Below are 24,390 nucleotides of genomic sequence, written 5' to 3'. Positions count from 1 at the left end.
AACACATGTTCCCAAATTTTTTATATTTTTTTTACACATTATGCTAGTTATTGTACCTATAATGATTGTACGTATTGTTTAAATAGATTGCCTCTTTCAACAAAGTTTTTAAACATATCAAAAGATGCACACGCTGGTGATAATAATACAACATCACCACTCTCAGCTAAATTATAGGCGGTTTTAACTGCCTCTTCTAATGATTGTGTTTTTTTAATAGTCATTTCTTTACTCTGTTTCTTTAATGCATTTACCGTAGATGTATAAATTTTGTCTGTAGTTTTACCCAATAGAACCAAAGATTTTACTCGATTAGCAACTACCTCTCCAAAGTTATCAAAAGGAACATATTTATCGGAACCACCTGCTATTAAAACAATATTATCAGTAAATGAATTTAGACCAGCTATAGCTCGAGTAGGTGAACTTGCAATGCTATCATTATAAAAGGTTATACCATTTAGTTCCTTAACATACTCAATACGATGCTCTACACCAGTAAAGCTTATGGCTACTTTTCGTATTGACTCTAACGTTGCACCAGCTGAAAATGCCAAACTTGCAGCCCCTAGTATGTTTTCAATATTATGTAAACCCACAAGTTTAACTTCATTTTGTTTACAAATAGGGTATTTACAGCTGTTCTCAATTAACGTTAGTTCACTCTCAATTAAACAGGCACCCTCACTTACAGTTTTATGTCTACTAAACATTTTTACTCTTTGCGAAACCAATTTTGCTATTAAAGAAGTCTCTGCATTGTCAAGATTCAAAACCAAAGCATGATTATTCTTTTGCCATAAATATATATTACTTTTAGCATCAACATATTCTTGATAAGATTTATGGTAATCTAAGTGATTTGGACTTAGATTTGTAATTAAAGCATATTGTGGACTTTTTTTCATTGTCATTAATTGAAAACTACTCAACTCTAATACTACTCTATCATTTTCTTGATAATCTAAAACCTCCTCAATTAGGGGTGTACCTATATTTCCGCCTAAATGAACACTATAACCACTATGTTCTAACATAAGAGCTACTAATGTTGTAGAGGTTGTTTTGCCATCGCTACCGGTTACCCCTATAATTGGAGCTTTACACAATTCAAATACTAGCTCTATTTCACTTGTAAGCGTGGCACCATTACTTACAGCATAAACAAACTGTTTTATATCTGGCCTTATACCAGGTGATCTCACTATTAAATCAAATCTTCTATCATACAAAACATCTAGGTAGTTAGAGCCACTTATTACCTCCACACCTTGTTTTTCTAGCTGAATAATACTAGAACTTAGTTGCTCTCTTTCCTTACGGTCACAAGCTGTTATTTTTGCTCCATAGTTATTTAAAAACCTAATTACAGGTATATTACTCACTCCAAGACCAACTACAGCTACAGAATAGTTTTTTAAAGCCTCAGAGCCTGTTAGCATATCTCTGGTTAACATTTAGCCACCCCTTCTATAGATACGGATGTATTTTATTATTTATTAATGAACAATTATAATTATAACAAACTAAATGAGATTGTAACAGAGGTCAAACTCAGACCAATACAAGATAGAACGAACACAAGGTTTCCCCCTACCAATCAGGCTAACATATCAAACAACCTCTCAGTTATTTAAACATCAAAAAAAGCGAACCTCGAGGGTTCGCTTTCACTTCTATGTTTATAAATATCTATAACGCAAATAAAATATCATCGTAACCTGGCCATGGCCATACTTTTTTGTCCACCATTTTTTCTAGTGTATCAACAATTTCACGTAGTTTTTCCATTTCTGGTACTACCGAGTAACGCAAAAACTCTCCCTCAGCATAATAATCATTTTTACATGTAGACTCACTTAATAGGCTACTAATTCTATCACAATTTTCTGTGAGCTTGCTGTAGTATTTGCAAATTATCTCTATCTTATTTTTTTGAATAGTTAAATAACTTTGAGTTCCCACATCACTAAGTTTTTGGTACACTGCTCCTAATTGAAAAAGATACTCATCAATAGCAGGTATGATATAACGTGTTGTTAAATCACACATAGTTAGGGCTTCTATTCTGGTTTTTTTAATATAATTCTCAACATGTATCTCGTACCGAGACTCAAGTTCATCAGCCGACAACACATTCATTTTTTCAAATAACTGCAACGATTTTTCTGCAATTAAATGTGGAACTGATTCTATAAATGAATTGATACAAGGCAAACCTCTTCTCTCTGCCTCAAGTTTCCAATCTTCAGAGTAACCATCACCATTGAATATTACTCTGCCATGTTCGTTGTAAACTTCACCAATTATTTTTATTACTTCTGCCTCTAAATTGTGGCAGTTCTCGAGTCTATCTGCAAAATCAGCAAGTATTCCAGAAACAATTGTATTAAGAACCGTACATGGTCCAGCAATAGACATAGATGATGCAACCATTCTAAACTCAAATCTATTGGCTGTAAAAGCAAATGGTGAGGTTCTATTTCTATCTGTTGTATCGTGTTCAAACTCTGGAATTGTTGTTACACCTAACTTTAGTACATTCTTCTCAGTATTGTCAACATCAACACCAGAAGCAAACTTAGCTAATATATCTGTTAGATGTTGTCCTAAAAATATTGATATAACTGCAGGGGGAGCCTCTGCAGCACCTAAGCGATAATCATTGCCTGGTGTAGAAGCAGCAAATCTCAACAGTTCAGGGTATTTGTCAACTGCTTTAATTATAGCACTTAAAAATAATAAGAATCTTAAGTTATTTTGTGGATTATCTCCTGGCTCTAGAATATTATCTCCATCACAACTTAAAGACCAGTTCACATGTTTACCAGATCCATTCATTCGAGCAAAAGGTTTTTCATGTAATAAACATACTAAATCATGTCTATTAGCAACACGGTCTAATACATCCATTACTAACTGGTTTTGATCTGTTGCAACATTAGTTGTACTAAATAAAGGAGCTAGTTCAAATTGACCTAAAGCAACTTCATTATGCTCTGTTTTAACTGCAACACCTAGCTTCCATAGCTCTTGATCTAGTTCAAACATAAAGTTATGAATTCGCTCTTTTATTGTAGCAAAATAGTGATCATCTAACTCTTGACCTTTAGGTGGCATAGCACCAAACAATGTTCTGCCTGTGTAAATTAAATCTGGTCTTTCATTATAATGTTTTTTATCTACTAAAAAATACTCTTGCTCTGCCCCTACTGTTGGAATAACTTTTTTCGCACTATCATTACCAAATAGCTTAACTATTCTTACTGCCTCTGTAGATAACGACTCCATCGACTTCAGTAATGGTGTTTTTTTATCTAAGGCATGACCATAGTATGAGCAAAAAGCTGTAGGTATACAAAGTATTCCTTCTTTTACAAATGCAGGAGATGTACAATCCCACGCTGTGTAACCCCTTGCCTCAAATGTTGACCTTATTCCACCATTAGGAAATGAAGAAGCATCTGGCTCACCTTTAATTAATTCTTTTCCTGAAAATTGTGCTAATATTCCGTCTTGGGTAGGTGTTAAAAAGGCTTCATGTTTTTGAGCAGTTAACCCTGTCATTGGCTGAAACCAGTGACAGTAATGGGTAGCTCCTCTTTCAATAGCCCAATCTTTCATTACTGTTGCAATTACATCAGCTACATGTGAATCTAAAGCAATACCGTTATCTATTGTTTGACGATATGATCTATAGATGTTTTTTGGTAACCGAGCCTTCATTACAGAGTCACTAAACACATTTATTTCAAATATGTTTTCTAAGTTTACTTTATAAGTCATGTTTTTTCCCCCTTAAACGAATAATTATTAGCATATTCACCGTATTATACACGAAAACACGAATAATATTAGAGATATTATACTTTATATACGGGTTTTTGACAATTGATTTTTTATAATTTCATGAATTTTATCATAAATTATATATAATGTGTACTTAATCTTCTTTTTAATATGCTTTTACATTCAGTTATGTTACCCATATTTACTGTATTTAGTTTACCTAGTAAAACTTAACCATAAACATAAAAGCAAACCAACCTTTTACAGTTAGTTTGCCTCTCTTAAGTTAATATATAGATGTTATTTACTTATTATGAACTATTTTTACTCGTTCGATTTTATTACCATCTACCTCTAAAATAATAACTGAAACACCTAATTCATCAAATACTATTATTTCTTGTTCATCTGGTACTTTACCTAAACGTTCATATATGAGCCCTGATAAAGTTTCTACCTCTTCACTAGTAAAGCTGATATTTAAGTCTTCTTGTATTTTCTCTAAACTTACTCGCGGATCGAGAGTTACATCTCCATTCTGTTGTTTAACTACCTCTGGCAAATCATCATCGTATTCATCTTGAATTTCGCCAACTATCTCTTCTAAAATATCTTCTAAGGTAACTAACCCACCAGTTCCACCGTATTCATCTAATACAATTGCAGCATGTATGCCATGCTCCTTTAACTCGTGCAATAAATCTCCTGCTAATCGTGTTTCGGGAGCAAAATAGGGTTCTCTTAAAAGCCCACGCAGGTTAACAGCTACTTTGCTAGGCTCTAGTAATACCTCTAGTACATCTTTAGCATTAACAAAACCTATGATATTATCTATGGTCTCTTCATATACTGGAATACGAGAAAATCCTGTTTCCATTATTTTATCCACTATATTATTAAAGCCATCGTCAATATCTGCAGCCACTATATCAACACGCGGTATCATTATCTCTTTAAGGTGTGTTTCGCTACTATCAAACACTCCATATATCATATCGCGCTCTGCCTCTAACACATCGCCCTCTTCTTCACCAATAGTAACCATTGTTTTAATGGATTCCTCAGTAAGGTTTAAACCAGATGAGTCTTCTTCCATTTCTTTTCCTAACAATAATTTATTTAGTTTATTAAATACATATACAAAAGGTGCAAATAGTTTACCACACCATTCTATATATTTTGTAATTTTTAATGATAAGGTTGTTGCATGTCTGCCACAGTAATTTTTGGGTAATATTTCACCAAAAATCAGTACTAAAAATATCATGATTATAGTTGTTACAGCTACTCCTTTATCACCAAAAAGTGCTAACTCTAATGTGATACTTGTTGCTAAAACAGTAGTTAGTACTCCTGATAGATTTGTGCCTATCAGCACTATACTAATTAGCCGCTGCATATCACCTATAAGTTTATCTAAACGTACTGCATCTTTATGACCACTTCTTGCTCTATTTCTCACAGCAAGTCTATCTACCGATAAAAATGCTATCTCTGAACCAGCAAAAAATGATCTTGCTGCAAAGGCCAGTACAAATAAAATTATTTTCATTATTACAGAAGGGGTCATTATCCTTGCCCTCCTTCTGATTGAACTGCTAATAAATCCTCATAATCATGTTCATCCATAATATCGCCCACTATTACTTCAAGTAAGTCTTCTAAAGTTACTAAGCCTACAATTTTGCCATTACTTTCTCGAACAATAGATAAATGTCTACTAATCTCTTTCATTTCATTTAATAGCTCACTTACTTTTTGCTGTGGTCTACAGAAGTGGGCAGCTCTCATATACTGAGCTACTGGAGTTTTATACAGCTGTTGCCTTAGTGGAGGCAATAAATCTTTGGCGTATAATACCCCACAAACAAATTCTGAATCTGACTTGTTTGATATTACAGGCATTCTTGAAATGCCTTCTTCTGAGAGTATTTTAGCTGCTGTTTTTAGTGTTTCTTCTTCACCAATACAAATCATTTCTTTTCTTGGAATCATTACTTTAGAAACCAACGTATCTGTGCTTTTAAAGATATTAATAATCATATCTTTTTCATCTGTTTCTACTGCACCCGATTCCTCACCAATTGTAACAGCTGTTTTAATTATCTCCTCTGTTACAATAGAATTTTTAAAGCTACCATCTTTATTACCTGATAGTTTTAATACGAAACTGTGAATTCCATCAACTAAGAATGTTATAGGCTTAAGAATTAAGCCAATCCATTGTATAGGTGATACAACACTAAAAGCAAACCACTCAGATTTATGGGCAGCCAATGCCTTTGGTGTAACTTCACCAAATATTAATAACATTACTGTTACTAATATAGTTGCCAAAAGATTTCCTATTTCATTTGAAAACCAACCAGAACTTATCTTTAATACAATAACTGTCAACATACTAGTAAAAGCAATATTTACTGCAGTATTTCCAACTAACAATGTTGTTAGTAAAGTATTTGGCTTATCTAACAAAGAGCTTACTTGCTGAGCCTTTTTATGCCCTCCATCTTTTAGTTCTCTTATTCTATAAGGACTTAGCCCAAAAAAGGCTGTTTCTGAACCAGAAAACAAAGCTGATAATGCCAATAATACTACTAATACTAATAGTGACAACATACTACTCCCAGGGTCTTCCAACTATTTCTCCCTCCATAAAAAAAAACTTTTTTCAATAATTTGATTTATATAAATATAAAAAACTATATTTATACCATAATATAATACAAGTTCTAATCAAGAATCACAAGTAATTTTGAGTTATTCTTCTGATATACTGCCTTTTATTACTAATTTATTTTAAGTACTTTCTTTTTAACTTAACACTTGCAAAGAAACTTATTAAGATTTTTAACAATACTAATACAGGCACTGCTATTAAAAATCCAGCTACTCCCATGAACTGCCAACCAATTAGCAGGCTTATTAACACAGCAGCTGGTTTTTGGTTTATTCTCCTACCTATAATTATCGGCGTTAAAATCATGCTTTTTACTATTTGAGTAGCTAAAAGCAAAAATATTATTGGCCAGATGTAATCTACATTTGATAAGAAGGTTATAAAAGTGCCTAAGCCTATGCTAATTATTGCTCCGAAATAAGGAATAAAGTTAAATAACCCATTAATTGTACTAAGTAGCAGGGCATATTTTGCTCCTATTATGGATATGCCAAAAAATGTTGTTAAAAATACCATAAAACTAATTAGCACCTGACCACGTATCCAACGACCAATAACAATATTTAGTCTTCTCCCTAAAACGTTTGCGTTTGATCTCCATCGTTTGGGTAATAAATGTTGTAATGCTAAGTACCATTTTTCTCTTTCTAACATCATATAAAAACTTAATACTGGTATTACAACAATTATTGCTAAGTCATCTAGTATATTAGACGACATTAAATGATTTATATACTGTGAGAAAAGGACAGGCAAAGATCTCCACTGCTCTATAAAGATATTTTGCATTGAAACTGGTATTAGGTTAGTTATCTTTACACTGAGCTGTGAATTTACACTAAATATTTCCCATTGATTTGTTATTAAGCTTATCTGTTTAAATATTATGGGTATTAATAGGGCTATTATTATAAGAATTGTAATAACAATAAGCAGCCATATTATTAGCACAGCTAAAAATCGAGGCCACTCTCTTTTTTCAAATTCATAAACAATTGGTGCTAACAAATAAGCCAAAATAAAGGACCAAGTTACACCTTTTAGGGTATAAAAAATAATTGACCTCGATGATATCATGAAGGTTATCACTAATACTATAAATAGTATTTTTAATACCCGTTGTGGTTGTTTTAATTTGCTAAGTAGCTTATTCAAATAGTACACCTCAAAATTTGTATATTACTATCATTCCCAATTTTGAGGCACCCAAAACATAAACTTCTACCAAGCTTATTGCGATAAAAATATGTATTTTAGCTAATTAATATTCTCGAAGTATAGAGGCCTGCAATTGTTATGGTAACCAATAACTTAAAAGTACAAGCAGTAAACTCATAATAAATAAAATCCGACCAAAGATGGTCGGCAGATTATTATGTTAAGTTTATGTTATTTTTACTTGAAAGTAGACCTATAAGCCGGGTTCTGTCGTGAGTAATCATCTATCTTGAATGACAGTTGCCTGCCACTTCATGCGACCAACCCGAAGAACTGGACGGGCTATCCTTATCTTCTTCCTATTAGGTCTTGCTCCAGATGGGGTTTACCTAGCCGATTAGTCACCTAATCGCTGGTGAGCTCTTACCTCAACCGTTCCATCCTTACCAACTATGTTGGCGGTTTATTTCTGTGGCACTATCCTTAGGGTTACCCCCACTTGACGTTATCAAGCATCCTGCCCTATGGAGCCCGGACTTTCCTCAGAGTACGGCTTTGCAGCACTGTACCTGCGATTACTCAGTCTACTTAACAAGCATAAGATAATGTAGCACAGCTTGCTTGAAAAGTCAACTCTAGGCTCGCTTTGCTCACGGTTTTGGCTGCTCGCTTCGCAACGCATTATTTAATAGAAATACTATATCACGTAAGCAAAGTGCTACGTACTTATCCATTTGCAAAGCAAATCTCCACCGTGAACTATATGTTTTATGGAGCGTAGCGTAATAAAATCATTACCTTATAAAACATAATAATAAAGTGAACCCACCCCGTTTTGACCTGTCAAAACCAACCCCATGTAGAGCGAAACTCAAATCCAAACCGTGACCCCTTAGGGGAGCCCCCACCTAAAAAATCTTTTGCTATTATGCACAGTTTGTACTGTGCAACAATATACTAAACTGTAAATCTAATAATTAGGGGGTGACATCATAAGCCAAAAAGTTAAGTTCCCACCTGACTTTTTAGATTGGGTTGGGCAAAATATTGATAAGTTTGATACTAAAACTGGAAAATACTCTGGAGGTAAGTTTCCGGCCAAATACCAAAGTATTCAGAATCAAATTAATCAAAAAGAAGAATACAAGTCTAGTTTTATAGGTTGGCTTCCTTTGTTATTGCTCTTTAGCGCTTACTCTCGCCCTTATTATTACTACAGAAGGCGGTATCCCCCTTACTACAGAAGAAGATACCGAAGAGGTAGAAGGCGTAGACGTAGACGTAGAAGGTAAAGCTATATTTATCTCTTTAAAGGAGGTGAACTAATGAAAGCTTGTGAATGGTGCAAAATGTTAAATAAAATGATGCACAATGCCCATATGGAATATAAGATGTTTCACGAGATGGCTGGTTACGCTCCAAATATGGAAGTTGAAGAGTGGTGCAAACTAATGTCTCGTTGTCGTCATCGTGATTACAATGCCATGAAACGTGTTTATGATATGTATTGTATGAAGAGTGGAACAGAATAAAAAGTTGGATTAGGGTCCCGTAAAGGTTACGGGAGCCATTACATAGTAATTAAATACCGGCCACAGCCTTCACATCTAACTACCTTTTTGCCAACTACTTTTTTATTAATATTATTGGATATTTTAATATGGCAACCACCACATACTTGGTTTTCCATTACTATACTTACAATTTCATTTTTTAGTTTTTTTCTTTTATTTTTATATTCTTTTTTTAATTTATCATTTAACTCTACAACTTTAGATGCTTTAAGCTTCTCTAACTGCAAAATATTTTCATTATGTTTTACTTCTTCTTGTTTTATACTTTGCTCAATTTCTGCAATTTTTTTATTGATATCTCTTAAAACATTTTTTTGCTCAATATGTAGACTTTCTTTTTGATCAATCTCCTCTAGCAGTATTATTATATTATTTTCTAATTCATTTCCTAAAGCTAAATTATTTTCTTTTTCCTTTAACATATACTCTAACTCTTTACTGGTTGTTTTACTGTCATAAATTTTGTTTTCAATTTGATCTAAATGGTGAGATACTTCAACTAAATTTAACTCAGCTGTTTTTAGTTTCTTCTTACTTACAATCAATTCATTATGAGTGTTTTCCCAAACCTCACCAAAACTACACTGATACTCTTTCATTTTTTTTAGCCGGGGATCATTCTTTAATAACTCAACATCTTTCCTTACCCTATCTATTTGTTTATCTAGCTCTTGAACTTCATGCAATATTAGAATTTGTTGATACATATGGTTACCCCCATAAGATTTCTATGCATATACTAAAAATAGCGCATTTTTATTGCGTAATTTGTAAAAAGTTGACGAATAACAAAATATTTTTAGGTATTCTATTATTTCATGTCACTTAACAGTTTTTCTATATCTTCAATTATAGCCATAATGTGTGATATTTTGTCATATAACGTAGTTGTTTTTGCAGATTTTAACTGGTTTAATACTTTTTTGTAATGCTTTAAATCCAGGTTTAATAGGTAATGTAATTCTGCTGATTTGCTTAAGATATTGATTTTACCGTATTCTGCTTCTAGCCAAGAGTTAATTTTCATTTTGCCTTTTTTAACTAGTAAAATTTGATAAACTATATCATTTTCAATAACTAAACTTTCATTAATAACTGAAAAACCATTGTGAGCTAGGTATTCTCGCAAAGCACCATAGGCATTTTGAGGCTGTAATACTAAGAAATCTAAAGTAGAAACTATTTCTCTTCTATTATCAAATATTTCAATAATTGTTGCACCACCTACACCAGCAATAACAACACCATTAACTTCTTTTTTTCGCAATACCGTTAGGCCTGAGCCACATCTTACTTCAATATTGTTTGATAGTTGGTATTTTTTTACCTGTCGTTCTCCTTGTTCGCAAGGCCCTTTAGCTATGTCACCTGCTATGGCATTTTTACAGATATTATTTTGAACGAGGTAGATAGGTAAAAAAGCATGATCTGAACATATATCTGCCATGCTTTCACATTTTGGCATCATGTTAGCGACAGCTTGCAACCTTTTTGATAATTTAATCATCTTAAACCTTAACCAATCCTAAATAAGTTTTTGTGTCAGTAACGTTATTATTAATGCTAACCTTACAAAGGATAACTATACTATAGATATCATAAATAAACAACAGGGTTGCGTTTGCGACCCTGTTGTTAAAAATTATCCTAAGATTTATAATACATATTCTTGCAATGCCATAACTCCTATATCTTCGCTGTGCACTTTTTTCATAACCTGTAAAATTGCCTTGGTTGTATCTGGTGATGTTAAACAAGGCAGACCCATTTCGGAAGCAGCTCTCCGTATTTTAAAGCCATCAGTACTTGATACTTTACCTTTGGTTAAGGTGTTTATTACAATTTGAATTTTATTGTTTTTAATATAATCTACAACGTGGGGCCAGCCTTCAGAAATTTTATTAACTTGCATTACATTAACCCCATACTCTTTAAGTGCTACAGCTGTACCACTAGTTGCCACAATATTAAAGCCCAAATCTGCAAATTGCTTTATATAAGGAATTACTTCATCTTTATCTTTATTGGCAATGGTAGCTAAAATTGTTCCATTGCGAGGTAAATCTATGCCTGCGCCGATTAATCCTTTATAAAGGGCATTATAATAGTCTTTATCAAGACCTAATACCTCGCCAGTAGATTTCATTTCGGGACCTAGATTAGTATCTACCTCAGTTAACTTAGAGAAAGAGAATACTGGTACTTTTACAGCATAGAGATTCTTATTTTTTACAACTCCACTCTTATAACCATAATCAGCTAGTTTTTTACCCAGTAAAGCATAGGTTGCTAGCTTTACCATAGGAACATCAGTTACCTTACTAAGATATGGTATGGTACGGCTTGATCGTGGATTAACCTCTATAACATAAACGTTTTCACCATCTACAATGTATTGAATATTCATTAAGCCAATTATATTTAGTGACTTAGCCAGCTTTAGGGTATAGTCTGCTATTTTCTCAATTGCTTTATCAGTAATAGTTCTAGTTGGATAAACCGCTATACTATCTCCTGAATGAACTCCAGAGCGTTCTATATGCTCCATAATACCTGGTATAATTACTGTCTCACCATCTGAAATAGCATCTACCTCTACCTCTTTGCCAAACACATATTTATCGATTAAAATGGTTTGATTTTCCGCTGTATCTAGGGCAGTTTGCATATATTTTTTGAGATCTTTATCGTTATACACAACCTCCATTGCCCTTCCACCTAAAACATAAGATGGTCTCACTAGTACTGGGTAGCCAATTTCATTAGCTATTGTTAAAGCTTTAGTTATCGATTTTGATGTTCCACCTTTAGGATAGGGTATATTTAGTTCATCTAGCTTAGTGATAAATCTGTCTCTATCTTCAGCGATATCAATATTATCTACGGAGGTTCCTAAAACCTTTACACCTGCTTCAGCTAATGGCCTTGCTAGGTTAATAGCTGTTTGACCACCAAACTGTACTACAATTCCTTCTGGCTTTTCTAGCTCTATAATGTTTAGCACATCCTCTACAGTAAGAGGCTCAAAATATAGTCTATCAGATGTATCAAAGTCTGTACTCACTGTTTCTGGGTTATTATTAATAATTAATGACTCGTAACCAGCCTCTTTTAAAGCCCATGCGGAATGCACACTACAGTAATCAAACTCTATCCCTTGCCCTATTCTTATTGGTCCAGATCCTAACACTACTACTTTTTTGTTTTGATTTGGTAGTGCCTCATTATATTTATCATAACTTGAGTAAAAATAAGGAGTAGTTGCTTCAAACTCACCTGCACAAGTGTCTACCATTTTATAAACAGAGTTTAAGCCAATCTCTTTTCTCATTTCTCTAATATCAACTTCACTCTTATGGCTTAATTTAGCAATTTCTTTATCAGCAAATCCTAACTGTTTAAGCTCAGTTAGTAAACCAGTTGTTAAACCATACCTTAGCAATTGCTGTTCTGCTTTAATAATGTTATTAAAAGCCCTTAAAAACAAGTAGTCAATGCCAGTTAATCTATTTAATCTTTCAAGTGAATAATTTCTCCGTAAACACTCAGCAAGTACAAATAATCTTCTATCATCTGGGTTTACTAATAATACCTGAAGCTCTGTATCATTCAATGCAGCAACTTCCTTTAAGGCAAAACCACTCACGCCAATTTCTAGCGACCTTACGGCTTTAAGCAAAGCCGATTCAAGGGTTCTGTCTATGGCCATAACTTCACCAGTAGCTTTCATTTGAGTACCTAAAGTCCTATTTGCATAGTGAAATTTGTCGAAAGGCCATCTGGGTATTTTAACTACCACATAGTCTAGAGCAGGCTCAAAACAGGCTTTTGTCTTGTTTGTTATGCTGTTCTCTATTTCATCAAGGTTATAACCTAAAGCTATTTTGGTAGCAACTTTTGCAATAGGGTAACCTGTAGCTTTAGAGGCTAAAGCACTAGAACGGCTTACCCGTGGGTTTACTTCTATTAAATAGTATTGCAAACTATGGGGATCTAGGGCGTATTGAACATTACAGCCACCCTCAACCCCTAGTGCATTTATTATTTTTAGGGAGGCGTTACGTAACATGTGATATTCTTTGTCTGATAGTGTTTGGCTAGGTGCTATTACAATACTGTCTCCAGTGTGTATTCCTACTGGATCTATGTTTTCCATATTGCAAACAGTAATGCAGTTACTATTGGCATCTCTTATTACTTCATACTCAATCTCTTTCCAACCCTTTACACTGCGCTCTACTAAAATCTGACCTATTTTACTATGTTTAAAGCCTCTTAAGGCTATCTGTTCTAGCTCGTCTTCTGTTTCTGCTACTCCTCCACCAGTACCACCCATCGTAAAAGCTGGTCGAACTATTATAGGATAACCGATTTCCCGGGCAATCTCTAAGGCCTGTTCAATTGTTTCTGCTGTTCTGCTCTGTAAAACAGGCTCACCTATTTCCTCCATAAGTTGCTTAAACAAATCTCTATTTTCTGCTTTTTCTATGGTATTTAACTGAGTACCTAAGAGCTCTATTCCTAGTTCATTCAATACCCCAGAGTTAGCTAGCTCAATTGCCATATTCAAGCCTATTTGACCACCTAAAGTTGGTAACAGACCATCAGGTTTTTCTTTTTTTAATATTTGGGAAATAAATTCAACTGAAATTGGCTCAATATAAACCCTATCTGCCATGTCACTATCAGTCATGATGGTAGCAGGGTTGCTGTTTACAAGTACAACCTCTATCCCCTCTTCTTTTAAGGCTCTACATGCCTGACTGCCAGCATAATCAAATTCTGCTGCCTGACCAATAATAATTGGTCCTGAACCTATTACCATTACTTTTTTAATATCTTCTCTTTTAGGCATAGTTTTTCCCCCTATTTTTTTAACATAGCTACAAATTTATCAAACAAGTATTTTGAGTCTTCGGGTCCGGGTGCTGCCTCAGGATGATATTGCACTGAAAAAGCTTCGTATATTTTATGACTGACTCCTTCAACTGTATTATCTGTGAGGTTTACATGAGTTATTTCTAAATCTGTATTGTTAAGTGAGTTATCTATAATAGCATAACCATGATTTTGAGATGTTATATATATTCTGTTATTGGTAAAATCTTTAACTGGATGATTACCGCCTCGATGACCAAATTTCAATTTATAAGTCTTTGCTCCACAAGCTAAACCTAACACTTGATGACCTAAACATATACCAAATATAGGTTTTTTCCCAAGGAGATCTTTTACTGTATTAATAACGTAAGGTACATCTTCTGGATCTCCAGGACCATTACTAAGTATTATTCCGTGTGGGTTCATATTAAGAATATCTTGGGAAGTAGTATGAGCAGGAACCACTGTTACCTCACAGCCACGCTCTACTAATGACCGTGCTATATTTCTTTTCATGCCACAATCAAGTATTACTACTTTTTTGTCACCACTACCCATTTTATATTTAGTCTTGGTTGTAACTTCTGCTACTAAATCAGTACTTGACTTTATTCTTAGTTTTGCTATTTCAGCTTCAATTTCTTGTTTACTTAAAGATTTTGAGGTTATTAAACCTTTCATAGTACCTTTATTGCGTAATTTTTTAGTTAAAGCTCTAGTATCTATATTGCTAATTGCAACTATTTCGTTTTTTTGCAAGTACTCAGCAATCTCACATTCAGACCTAAAGTTACTAGGATCATGGCATATTTTCTTAACTATTAAGCCTTTTATTTGAGGCTGTAATGATTCTTTATCATGTTCTGTAAATCCATAGTTGCCTATAAGAGGGTATGTTAATGTAACTATTTGATTGCGGTAAGAGGGATCTGTAATTATTTCTTGATACCCTGTCATACAGGTATTAAAAACAACCTCTCCATCTGTATCGCCAGTGAATCCAAAGTTTTCTCCATAAAATATTGTTCCATCTTCAAGTATAAGCTTGGCTTGTTTCACTTAAAGTTACCTCCTAGTATACCAAAAAGCCCCTGCCAATGATCGACAGGGGCTTATAATAAGCGTACTAACAACTACCCCTTATCAACCTCACTGGATTGCTTTAAAAGGACTATATGGTGACTTTATTTTGTCTTTTCAAACCTCTCGGGCTTATTTAAAAGACGAGTCATATGCATAATAGCTGTAAAACGGGCTAATGTCAATAGTTTTTACTCTAAAAAATCTTTTAACTGTTTACTTCTACTTGGATGACGCAGTTTCCTTAAGGCTTTGGCTTCTATTTGGCGAATTCTCTCTCTAGTAACACCAAATTGTTTTCCAACTTCTTCTAGTGTTCTAGCTCTACCATCCATAAGACCAAATCTTAGTTTTAATACCTTTTGCTCGCGATCCGTAAGGGTATCTAAAACCTCGTTTAATTGATCCTTTAATAGTTCGTAAGCTGCAGCATCAGCAGGAGCAATAGCATCATCATCTGCTATAAAGTCTCCCAAATGAGAATCTTCCTCTTCTCCAATTGGAATTTCTAAAGACACAGGCTCCTGAGCAATTTTAAGTATTTCGTGAACCTTCTCTTCTGGTATCCCCATTTTTTTACCAATTTCTTCAGGGGTAGGGTCTCTACCAATCTCTTGTAAGAGTTGTCTGGAAATTCGAATAAGCTTATTGATTGTTTCTACCATATGAACTGGAATTCTTATCGTTCTTGCTTGATCTGCAATAGCTCTTGTTATGGCTTGTCTTATCCACCATGTTGCATAAGTACTGAATTTATATCCTTTAGTATAATCAAATTTCTCAACAGCCTTCATTAAACCCAAGTTTCCTTCTTGAATTAAATCTAAAAACTGCATGCCTCTTCCTACATATCTTTTTGCAATACTAACAACTAATCTTAAGTTAGCCTCAACTAGCTTTCTCTTCGCTGAAAAATTACCATCTTCCATCAATTTTGCTAGCTCAACTTCTTCTTTAGCTGTTAAGAGAGGAACTCTTCCAATTTCCTTTAAATACATTCTTACAGGATCATTGGTTTTTATGTTAGCAAGATAATCATTTTTAATAGAGATAATCTTTTTTTCATCTGGAGTTTCCTCTACTGCATCTTCCTCAACTAACTCGATGTTTAATTCAGATATATCATCATACAATGCTTCAATTTGATCTACTGTCAAATTAATATCTTGCAATGCATCTGTAATTTCATCATAAGTAAGGCTACCTTTTTCACGACCTTTATCTAGAAGCTCTTTTATAGTTTCTTTACGTATGTCGTTTTTATTCTTTCCGCTCATAATAGCCTCTCCCTTCCTATCATACTAAATCATCTTCTTTAAAAAGCTGCGCTCGCGCTCTCTCAAGTTTACTAAAGTCCTTCAATAAGTCACTTGGGTCTTCACCAATGCTTACAACCTCTTTTATTTTTTTTCTTAATGCTGTTATTTTTCTCTCTATCTTAAAATTACTCAATTGCTGTATCAATTCTTGTTCCGTTTCATAATCCTCATCTATCATTAAAATACTAGCAAGAATTTGTTTTTCTTTTTCGGATTGACATACAGCAACTAAGTCTTTTGGTGTATCCCATTTAGTGTTTTGAATTAATCCATAAATAGTCACATGAGTACTATTAGAAAAAATATTCTCAGCCACTTCGTTACGAGAGTTTATTAACAACCGAAGCAACTTCCTTTCTTTTTTGTTCACTGCATTACGAACTTTATCTGCCTTGTGAGAGTTATTATTTATATTTCTGTTAGTATTAACAGTATCTCTTTTATATGCAGTTGCTACGTTTTTTTTATAACGTTGCACTTCGAGTTCTAAAGCTTTTTTGTCCAAGTTATATTTTTCTGCATACCTAGCTATATATCCTGCTTGTTCTATGTGATTTTCTACTTTAGATATTAAACTTACTAGTTCTGCTGCAAACTGAAGTTTGCTTTCGTTATTGTTTAGGTTATATTTCTTTTCAGCAGTTATAACTAAAAAGTCAAAAGCATTTCCTGAATTATTCATTATTTGTTTTTTAAACTCTAGTGCACCATACTTCTTAATATAGTCATCAGGATCTAAACTATCCGGTAAAGAAATAACCTTAACATCCATGTTTACTTGTCTTAACATCGACACAGCCTTTTGGGTTGCTTTCAATCCCGCTTTATCTCCATCGTAACAAAGCACACATGTCTCAGCATATCTTTTTAAAAGCTTAGCTTGCTCAATTGTAAATGATGTTCCTAAGGTAGCAATTGCATTTGTTACACCTGCTTGCCATGCCGCTAAAACATCAATGTATCCTTCCATAATTATCGCCACTTTTGAATCCTTTATACTTGACTTAGCCTTATATATGCCGTAAAGTGACTTACTCTTATGATAAAGTGTCGTTTCAGGAGAGTTTAAATACTTAGGTTGACCATCACCTATTGTTCTACCTCCAAAGCCAACAATCCTACCTAAGATGTCTTTTATTGGAAAAATAATTCTATTTCTAAACTTATCATAGTACCTTACTTCGCTGTTTGCTGTATTATTACTAACACTTAACAGTCCTATTTCATAGGCAATTTTTAAAGGAATTTTTTGCTGTCTAAAATAATTTACTAAGTTTGCCCAACCATTACAAGCATAACCTAGTTGTGCTTCATTTATGGTATCCAGAGTAAAACCTCTTCTTTGCAAATACTGTAAGGCTACTTTACCATTAGATTCCTGCAGCTGACCTATATAAAAATCAAGCACCATATTGTTAACTTTAAATAGCTTGTCTGTTCTACTATATTTAACATTACTTTGAACTAACTCAACATTATATTCATCGGCTAAAAACCTTAAAGTTTCAACAAAATTCCACCCCTCAATATTCATCAAAAAGGTAAAAACATCTCCACCCTGCTGACATCCAAAACAGTAATACAGTCCTGTACTAGGGTCAACATAAAAAGATGGAGTCTTTTCTCCATGAAAAGGACATAAAGCTTTATATTTTTTCCCTGATTTTTCAAGAGTTACATAGCGAGAAATAATATCTACTATATTTACTCTCTCTCTTACATTTTGGACATTATCGTTTCCTTCAAAGGTCATTCTTTCACATCTTTTCTAAGATATTAACTAAACTTATAGTGAAAATATCGGCCATGGCTTCGGTAAAAATAGAAGCTGATAAAGCTTTAAAATATATCTATCTGTCATTCCACTAATATAATCACCAACAATAACATAGTCTTTTTCTATAGAAAGCCTTTGCTGTTCTTCTAAAGGTAATTTACTAGTATCACTAATATAATAATTGTATACCTTATAAATTATCTCTCTTATCTTAATCTCTTCCGTTTTTGCAATGCTACCTATATATACTTTATCGAACATAAAGTCTCTAAGTTTATCCATTGCCTTAAAAATTTTTTCACTCATTATTATTTCTTTGCTTTTTTTACTAGCATAAATAATATCTGTTACCATTGTATTAATACGTTTGCTATGAGAATCTCCAAGTATTTCAATTTGCTCTTTTGGTAACATATTTGAGGTAATTACTCCACCCCGAATAGCATCATCTATATCATGATTAATATAGGCAATCCTATCAGCAATTTTAACAATTTGACCCTCTAGGGTAAAAGGTTTTACAGGGCCAGTATGGTTTAAAATACCATCCCTAACTTCATACGTACAGTTTAAACCCTTACCACCAGATAAAACATCTATTACACGTAAACTCTGTTCATTATGGTTAAAACCACAAGGCATTATACTACTTAAAACTTCCTCACCAGCATGTCCAAATGGTGTGTGGCCTAAATCATGGCCTAAAGCAATAGCCTCAATTAAATCCTCGTTTAAGTTAAGTGCTCTACCTATAGTTCTAGCAATTTGGGAAACCTCTAAAGTATGTGTTAAACGAGTTCTGTAATGATCACCAGTTGGTGAAATAAATACCTGAGTTTTATGTTTTAGTCTTCTAAAAGACTTGCTATGCAAAATTCTATCCCTATCTCTTTGAAAACAGGTTCGAATTTCACATTGTTCTTCAGGAAAACGTCGTCCTCGGCTATGAATAGCTGCACATGCTTGTGGTGATAAGTTATTCAGTTCTCTTTTTTCGTAGTCTTGTCGTATAGACATAATAATCCCACCTAACATTATTATGTATTATGTTTATATACAACAAACACTGTGTTTTTCCTTCCTAAACCCAAATTTCTTTTTTTAGAACATTAAACAACAAAACAAGAATGCTAATAGAAGCACTCTTGTAAAAGTTAACAGAGTTAACATTATTAATTAAAAAAATGAATTAAATCATTAAAATTTATTTATATTTTATACAATTCCATAATAATACTTGCTGTTTCTTCTACAGCCTTATGAGTAACATCAATTACAGGGCATCCTATGTTTTGCATTATAACTTTAGCATAGTCAAGTTCATTTCTAATTCTATTATCATCTGCATAACTAGCACCCCGTCCTAAACCTAAAGCCTTTAACCTCTCACATCTTATTTCTGTTAGCACCTGAGGTTTTATCATTAAACCTATAACCTTGCGTTTATCAACTGCAAAAAGTTCTTCTGGAGGCTCAACTTCAGGCATTAAAGGAACATTGGCTACTCGGTACCCTCTATGTGCCAAATACATGCTTAAAGGTGTTTTTGATGTTCTGGATACTCCAATTAGAATTATATCTGCACTTAATAGACCTCTTGGATCTTTTCCATCATCATATTTAACAGCAAATTCCACGGCCTCTACCTGTCTATAGTACTCTTCATCAAGTGCATGTAACAAACCAGGTTCATTTTTGGGTTCCCATCCTACAACAGAGTTTATAGTATGTATTACAGGACCCAAAATGTCAATAGTTTTATACTTTTTATCTTTAGAATACTGCTCTAAGAAATGTGATAAACCAGGAACTACTAACGTATAAGCCACAATGTCCGCCTCTATTGCTGCTTCATTTAAAATTTGTCTTAATACGCCTTCTCCTGTTACATAAGGAAATCGGCGAAAAACTATGTCATAACCATCAAATTGGCTACCAGCAGCCCTTAAAACTCGTTCGCCAGTTTCACCAATTGAATCAGATAACACATAGATAACACATGTATTGGTCATAACTACTCCTTTCATTACCTGCAACCTAATTCTACAAAGAGTTTTGTAATAGTTGTTTTAGAAATTCTACCTATTACTTTATAGCTTTTATATAAATCATTTTCCACTTCACGTATAACAGGAAGACTATCTATTTCATATTCTGTAATTTTACGTGCAGCCTCCCAAACAGATTCTGTTTCTGTTGTAACATGAACATTGGGCATTCTTGTCATAATTATACTTATAGGGATTTTATCTAAATTTGAATTACCAAGCATAGATTTAAGTAAGTCTTTTCGTGAAACAACACCCTCTAGGAATCCATCATTATTAATTACAAATAACGTTCCTACATCCTCTAAAAATATTGTTACCACTGCGTCATAAATACTTTGATTACTATTTACAACAACAGGTACAGACTTAATTTCACCAACCTTAGTTTGTTTAACTCTATCTGCAATAAGTGAGTTAACAGTTTTACCCGAATACATATAACCCACGCGTGGTCTAGCTTCTAAATAACCTGTCATAGTTAAAATAGCTAAATCAGCACGCAATGCAGCTCTAGATAAGTCTAAATTATCGGCAATATCTTCACCCTTTATTGGGCCATTTCTCTTTACAATAGAAATTATTGTTTTTTGTCGATCTGATAGCTCTATTTTTATCTCCCCCTAGTATGACATTACAGTTTATATAATAGCAAAAATATAGTTTTAATGTAAGTGTTCCTGCGGAACAGCGTTGGGCTCGTCTTTGACTTCGCGGTTTGGGTAATTCATAAATGAATTACGGGGTGGGTTCGCATTCTGCTCACGGAAACATATGCTCGCTAAAGCATCGCATTATCCGCGCTAGCCCAAACCGTGAACGTAGTGAACCCAAACCATATTTCATAAAGTGAAATATCCAAACCGCGATACGAAGTAAGCCCACCCCAAAATAAAAAAGGGTCATCGACCCTTTTTTATTTTCTTTCAATTATTATTGTACATGATGTTGCTACAGCTGCAATGCCAGCCAATACAGATAAAAATGGAGCTAACACAACGGCAGCTATACCAAAGTTAACTGGAATATTTAATACAATTTCATCGTCTTTTTTAATAGATATTCTGGTAACATTACCTTCGTGAAGTAGGCTTTTAACTTTTTCTACTAGCTTACCACCAGACACCTCAATGTTTTCAATTTTTTTACTAAAATTGTTATTTATTTTATCTTCAGTGAGGTTGCTATTTTCGTACGAAATAATTGCTTCTATCACATTTCCTTCATTCTCAGTAAGTAATTCTACAGCCTGCTGATAAGAAGCCCCAGTTCTTTCTCTAACTAAATCAATTTTATCGAGTGTTAAATTAGTCATTATTACCTCCAGTTAATATCCCCTTATCAATTTTAAATAGGTAGCCCCATTTTGCTCTTTTCCAATTAAAATTTTTAAGTAGTATTCAAGATCAATTATAAAGTTTTTTGGAATATCAAACCATTTGTTTTGAGCCAAGTTAATATTAGCAAGGTTACTCCAAATAGTGCTAAAATCATTCTGTATAAGTTTACTATTACTAGTTTTACATTTATCACATAAAAATAACCCTTTATCTGCACTTAAATAAATATTTTTGTTAAATAATTTATCACCACAATTACCACAGTATTTTGGATTACATGCTATTCCATGATGTTCTATAACTTTTATAAGAATATAACAATGTAAAAAATTAATCTCATTATCTGTTTTAAGTAAGTTTAAGGCGTTTAAAAATCCGGTTAACAAATAAAAACTAAAGTTATCTTTTTCGGTTATATCAACTAAGTCTGCAATAGTATTTGTTAGGTAGCCTGCAGAGGCTAGTTTTAGCTCATTTTGCTTTATTAGCTTATAGTTATTTAATATCTCTGCTTGATTTAAATAATAAAGGTTATCAGAGTATTTACACTTTCTTACATTAATAAGTCCATTACAAAGAACTTGGCAGTATGATTTTAGAGGATTATTTTTAATTGCTCCTCTTGGTGCTAATACATAAATTTTACCAAGCTCTTCAGTTAAACAAACTAGTAAATAATCATGCTCATTTCGTTTTTCAGCTTTTAGCACTATTGCTTTTAAATTATTCACAATATGCTTATTCTGTTACCATTTTTATGCCTGAGCTAGTTCCTATTCTTGTAGCTCCAGCTTTTATCATCTGTTTAGCTTGCTCTACATTACGAACCCCACCAGAGGCTTTAACACCTAAGCTTGCACCAACCACTTTTCTCATTAAAGCAACATCTTCTACAGTTGCTCCACCAGTTGAGAACCCTGTAGATGTTTTAACATAAGCTGCTCCAGCCTCTTTAGATAATTCACAAGCTTTAATTTTTTGATCTTTATTTAACAATGCTGCCTCAATAATTACCTTTACTGGATATGAAGCTGATGCTTTAACGACTTCAGTTAAATCCTGTTTCACGTGATCAAAATCACCATCTAAGAGTTTCCCAATACTTAATACTACATCTATCTCTGTAGCACCATCTGCTATTGCCTGTTTTGTTTCAGCCACTTTAGCAGCAGTTGTAGTAGCACCTAACGGAAAACCAATCACTGTAGCCACTTCAACATCGGTATTATTAAGCAACTCAGAAGCATATTTTACCCACATTGGATTAACACATACAGCCTTAAACTTATATTGCTTTGCCTCTTCACATAAGTTCTTAATTACATCTTTTGTGCCTGTAGCTTTTAAAAAAGTGTGATCAATAAAATTGTTTAATTTCATAAGTTTACTCCTTACTGTAACCTAAATCTCTTAATATATTATTCTTATTTCGCCAATCCTTTTTATGTCTTACATGTAATTCTAAATCAGCTTTATAACCCATAAATCTCTCTATGTCTTTCCTTGCCTCCAGTTTTATTCTTTTAATCATGGAGGCCTGTTTACCGATAATAATTCCCTTTTGTGAATTACGTTCTACAATAATGTCAGCAGCTATATACAGTCTACCATTTTTTTCTGTAAAGGATCTAATATCAACCGCAACTGAATAGGGTACTTCTTCTTTGGTTTTATTAAATACTTTCTCTCTAATCATTTCAGCAATAATGAACTTTTCGGATTTGTCTGTTAACATATCATCAGGATAGTACTGTGGTCCTTCAGATAAAAAGCTATATACTAGTTCAATTACTTTATTAACACCCTCACCGTTTTTTGCTGAAATTGGTATTATTTCAGTATAATCTAAAATATTTTTCCACTCATTTAGCAGGGGTATTATTTTTGTACTATTTATCGAGTCAATTTTATTTACGCAGAGTATTATTGGTATAGAAATATCTTTTAATACGTTGGCAATATACTTATCACCTATACCAATTTCTTCATCTGGCTCTACCATAAATAATACAACATCTACACCCTTTAAACTACCTTTTGCATGGTCAACTAATACCTGCCCTAATTTATGATGTGGTTTATGAATACCTGGGGTATCTAAAAATACTATCTGCCCTTTATCATCATTATAAATACAACTTATCTTATTACGCGTAGCCTGAGGCCTAGATGACTCTATTAATACCTTTTGTCCCATAACTTTGTTTAAAAAAGTTGATTTACCAACATTGGGTCTACCTACTACAGCTACAAATCCCGATTTTTTTTTGTTCATTATACCTCACTTAAACTGCTTTTATTAAAAGAGAAGGGTAGCAGTTCATCTACTGTTTTTATTTCATATTTTCCTGTATTTGTTGCTAAAACAATTTTTGCGTTTGGGGCTAACTCCACAATAACTTGTCGGCAGGCTCCACATGGAGAAGGCAAAACATCCCCTTTAATCATTACAACAAGTTCTTTTATATTGGTATATCCTTCACTTTTAGCCTTAAACAACGCTACTCTTTCCGCACAAACTGTTAAACCATACGAGGCGTTTTCAATATTACAGCCACTAAATATCTCTCCAGTATCAGTTAACAACGCAGCCCCTACCTGATACTTTGAGTATGGGCAATATGCTTTTTCTAATGCCTGTTTAGCGGCATTAAACAACCTCTCATTCATAAAAACCCTCCTGCTTCATACTGTTAATTATTTTTAATAATAGAGTAATTAAACCTTAAACACTAAGTTCAATA

At 33.5% G+C, this 24,390-nt stretch carries 20 protein-coding genes and 1 other RNA gene; 1 reads left to right on the top strand and 20 read right to left on the bottom strand.

The features are described 5' to 3' along the window. Positions 1 to 56: 56 nt before the first annotated feature. From murD to rnpB, 6 genes are all read right to left on the bottom strand, one after another. Positions 57 to 1,457, bottom strand: a complete 1,401-nt coding sequence (gene murD / locus IMX26_RS01885) for a UDP-N-acetylmuramoyl-L-alanine--D-glutamate ligase (RefSeq protein ID WP_243259297.1) — start codon at positions 1,455 to 1,457, stop codon at positions 57 to 59. Positions 1,458 to 1,692: 235 nt separating this feature from the next. Further along, entirely contained in the window at positions 1,693 to 3,786 is a 2,094-nt protein-coding gene (locus IMX26_RS01880) for a glutamine synthetase III (protein ID WP_195160027.1), read from the bottom strand. A 307-nt stretch (positions 3,787 to 4,093) separates the two neighbouring features. Then, complete coding sequence (locus IMX26_RS01875; RefSeq protein WP_195160026.1) at positions 4,094 to 5,359, bottom strand: hemolysin family protein; 1,266 nt, start codon at positions 5,357 to 5,359, stop codon at positions 4,094 to 4,096. Next, entirely contained in the window at positions 5,359 to 6,429 is a 1,071-nt protein-coding gene (locus IMX26_RS01870; RefSeq protein WP_195160025.1) for a hemolysin family protein, read from the bottom strand. The genes IMX26_RS01875 and IMX26_RS01870 overlap by 1 nt, the downstream gene beginning before the upstream one ends. Positions 6,430 to 6,583: 154 nt before the next feature. Then, positions 6,584 to 7,624 (bottom strand): AI-2E family transporter, encoded by a 1,041-nt coding sequence (locus IMX26_RS01865; RefSeq protein WP_195160024.1) that lies wholly within the window; start codon positions 7,622 to 7,624, stop codon positions 6,584 to 6,586. A gap of 243 nt (positions 7,625 to 7,867) precedes the next feature. After that, an RNA gene (gene rnpB, locus IMX26_RS01860) (RNase P RNA component class A) lies at positions 7,868 to 8,218 on the bottom strand. Between the two features lie 734 nt (positions 8,219 to 8,952). Between rnpB and IMX26_RS01855 the strand changes: the two genes are divergently transcribed. Then, on the top strand, positions 8,953 to 9,159 hold the full coding sequence (locus tag IMX26_RS01855; protein ID WP_195160023.1) for a hypothetical protein: 207 nt from the start codon (positions 8,953 to 8,955) through the stop codon (positions 9,157 to 9,159). A gap of 38 nt (positions 9,160 to 9,197) precedes the next feature. On the opposite strand, the gene IMX26_RS01850 is transcribed toward IMX26_RS01855, so the two are convergent. The 14 genes from IMX26_RS01850 to cdd all read right to left on the bottom strand — a co-directional run bounded on the left by IMX26_RS01850 (position 9,198) and on the right by cdd (position 24,316). Continuing rightward, positions 9,198 to 9,908, bottom strand: a complete 711-nt coding sequence (locus IMX26_RS01850) for a C4-type zinc ribbon domain-containing protein (protein WP_195160022.1) — start codon at positions 9,906 to 9,908, stop codon at positions 9,198 to 9,200. 104 nt (positions 9,909 to 10,012) lie between these two features. Then, the gene (locus IMX26_RS01845; RefSeq protein ID WP_279324880.1) at positions 10,013 to 10,708 is read right to left on the bottom strand and encodes a class I SAM-dependent methyltransferase; all 696 of its coding nucleotides are present in this window, start codon (positions 10,706 to 10,708) and stop codon (positions 10,013 to 10,015) included. A gap of 147 nt (positions 10,709 to 10,855) precedes the next feature. Then, on the bottom strand, positions 10,856 to 14,056 hold the full coding sequence (carB, locus tag IMX26_RS01840; protein WP_195160020.1) for a carbamoyl-phosphate synthase large subunit: 3,201 nt from the start codon (positions 14,054 to 14,056) through the stop codon (positions 10,856 to 10,858). An 11-nt stretch (positions 14,057 to 14,067) separates the two neighbouring features. Continuing rightward, positions 14,068 to 15,141, bottom strand: a complete 1,074-nt coding sequence (carA, locus tag IMX26_RS01835) for a glutamine-hydrolyzing carbamoyl-phosphate synthase small subunit (RefSeq protein ID WP_195160019.1) — start codon at positions 15,139 to 15,141, stop codon at positions 14,068 to 14,070. 212 nt (positions 15,142 to 15,353) lie between these two features. Then, positions 15,354 to 16,439, bottom strand: coding sequence for an RNA polymerase sigma factor RpoD (gene rpoD / locus IMX26_RS01830; protein WP_195160018.1), 1,086 nt, complete (start codon positions 16,437 to 16,439; stop codon positions 15,354 to 15,356). 19 nt (positions 16,440 to 16,458) lie between these two features. Beyond that, positions 16,459 to 18,234 carry a DNA primase gene (gene dnaG, locus IMX26_RS01825; RefSeq protein ID WP_195160017.1) on the bottom strand — a complete coding sequence of 592 codons (1,776 nt, stop codon included), beginning with the start codon at positions 18,232 to 18,234 and terminating at the stop codon, positions 16,459 to 16,461. 33 nt (positions 18,235 to 18,267) lie between these two features. Continuing rightward, on the bottom strand, positions 18,268 to 19,275 hold the full coding sequence (locus IMX26_RS01820) for a deoxyguanosinetriphosphate triphosphohydrolase (protein ID WP_195160016.1): 1,008 nt from the start codon (positions 19,273 to 19,275) through the stop codon (positions 18,268 to 18,270). Positions 19,276 to 19,466: 191 nt separating this feature from the next. After that, positions 19,467 to 20,270: a pyruvate, water dikinase regulatory protein gene (locus IMX26_RS01815; RefSeq protein WP_195160015.1), complete on the bottom strand. Its 804-nt coding sequence runs from the start codon at positions 20,268 to 20,270 to the stop codon at positions 19,467 to 19,469. A gap of 14 nt (positions 20,271 to 20,284) precedes the next feature. Next, entirely contained in the window at positions 20,285 to 20,890 is a 606-nt protein-coding gene (locus IMX26_RS01810; protein WP_347707905.1) for a helix-turn-helix transcriptional regulator, read from the bottom strand. Between the two features lie 332 nt (positions 20,891 to 21,222). Next, entirely contained in the window at positions 21,223 to 21,621 is a 399-nt protein-coding gene (locus IMX26_RS01805; protein WP_195160014.1) for a DUF4342 domain-containing protein, read from the bottom strand. Between the two features lie 12 nt (positions 21,622 to 21,633). Further along, positions 21,634 to 22,377: a DNA repair protein RecO gene (gene recO, locus IMX26_RS01800; RefSeq protein ID WP_195160013.1), complete on the bottom strand. Its 744-nt coding sequence runs from the start codon at positions 22,375 to 22,377 to the stop codon at positions 21,634 to 21,636. 7 nt (positions 22,378 to 22,384) lie between these two features. Further along, a complete protein-coding gene (gene deoC, locus IMX26_RS01795; RefSeq protein ID WP_195160012.1) occupies positions 22,385 to 23,026 on the bottom strand; it encodes a deoxyribose-phosphate aldolase in 642 nt (213 codons plus the stop codon). 4 nt (positions 23,027 to 23,030) lie between these two features. Continuing rightward, positions 23,031 to 23,921: a GTPase Era gene (era, locus tag IMX26_RS01790; protein WP_195160011.1), complete on the bottom strand. Its 891-nt coding sequence runs from the start codon at positions 23,919 to 23,921 to the stop codon at positions 23,031 to 23,033. Continuing rightward, entirely contained in the window at positions 23,921 to 24,316 is a 396-nt protein-coding gene (gene cdd / locus IMX26_RS01785) for a cytidine deaminase (protein ID WP_195160010.1), read from the bottom strand. Before cdd ends, era begins: the two co-directional genes overlap by 1 nt. Positions 24,317 to 24,390 lie beyond the last annotated feature (74 nt).

This window comes from Clostridium sp. 'deep sea', assembly GCF_014931565.1.
Classification (GTDB): Bacteria; Bacillota; UBA994; order PWPR01; family PWPR01.
The sequence above is the reverse complement of the archived record's forward strand: the minus strand, read 5'-3'. Positions and strand labels throughout refer to the sequence as shown.

What these genes read in the sequence shown, in the direction of transcription:
- IMX26_RS01820 (WP_195160016.1), bottom strand. Translation starts at nt 19,275, where the DNA reads ATGTCTATACGACAAGACTACGAAAAAAGAGAACTGAATAACTTATCA.
- IMX26_RS01815 (WP_195160015.1), bottom strand. Translation starts at nt 20,270, where the DNA reads ATGACCAATACATGTGTTATCTATGTGTTATCTGATTCAATTGGTGAA.
- rpoD (WP_195160018.1), bottom strand. Translation starts at nt 16,439, where the DNA reads ATGAGCGGAAAGAATAAAAACGACATACGTAAAGAAACTATAAAAGAG.
- IMX26_RS01855 (WP_195160023.1), top strand. Translation starts at nt 8,953, where the DNA reads ATGAAAGCTTGTGAATGGTGCAAAATGTTAAATAAAATGATGCACAAT.
- era (WP_195160011.1), bottom strand. Translation starts at nt 23,921, where the DNA reads ATGAACAAAAAAAAATCGGGATTTGTAGCTGTAGTAGGTAGACCCAAT.
- IMX26_RS01880 (WP_195160027.1), bottom strand. Translation starts at nt 3,786, where the DNA reads ATGACTTATAAAGTAAACTTAGAAAACATATTTGAAATAAATGTGTTT.
- deoC (WP_195160012.1), bottom strand. Translation starts at nt 23,026, where the DNA reads ATGAAATTAAACAATTTTATTGATCACACTTTTTTAAAAGCTACAGGC.
- IMX26_RS01875 (WP_195160026.1), bottom strand. Translation starts at nt 5,359, where the DNA reads ATGACCCCTTCTGTAATAATGAAAATAATTTTATTTGTACTGGCCTTT.
- murD (WP_243259297.1), bottom strand. Translation starts at nt 1,457, where the DNA reads ATGTTAACCAGAGATATGCTAACAGGCTCTGAGGCTTTAAAAAACTAT.
- dnaG (WP_195160017.1), bottom strand. Translation starts at nt 18,234, where the DNA reads ATGACCTTTGAAGGAAACGATAATGTCCAAAATGTAAGAGAGAGAGTA.
- cdd (WP_195160010.1), bottom strand. Translation starts at nt 24,316, where the DNA reads ATGAATGAGAGGTTGTTTAATGCCGCTAAACAGGCATTAGAAAAAGCA.
- IMX26_RS01805 (WP_195160014.1), bottom strand. Translation starts at nt 21,621, where the DNA reads ATGACTAATTTAACACTCGATAAAATTGATTTAGTTAGAGAAAGAACT.
- carB (WP_195160020.1), bottom strand. Translation starts at nt 14,056, where the DNA reads ATGCCTAAAAGAGAAGATATTAAAAAAGTAATGGTAATAGGTTCAGGA.
- IMX26_RS01845 (WP_279324880.1), bottom strand. Translation starts at nt 10,708, where the DNA reads ATGATTAAATTATCAAAAAGGTTGCAAGCTGTCGCTAACATGATGCCA.
- IMX26_RS01850 (WP_195160022.1), bottom strand. Translation starts at nt 9,908, where the DNA reads ATGTATCAACAAATTCTAATATTGCATGAAGTTCAAGAGCTAGATAAA.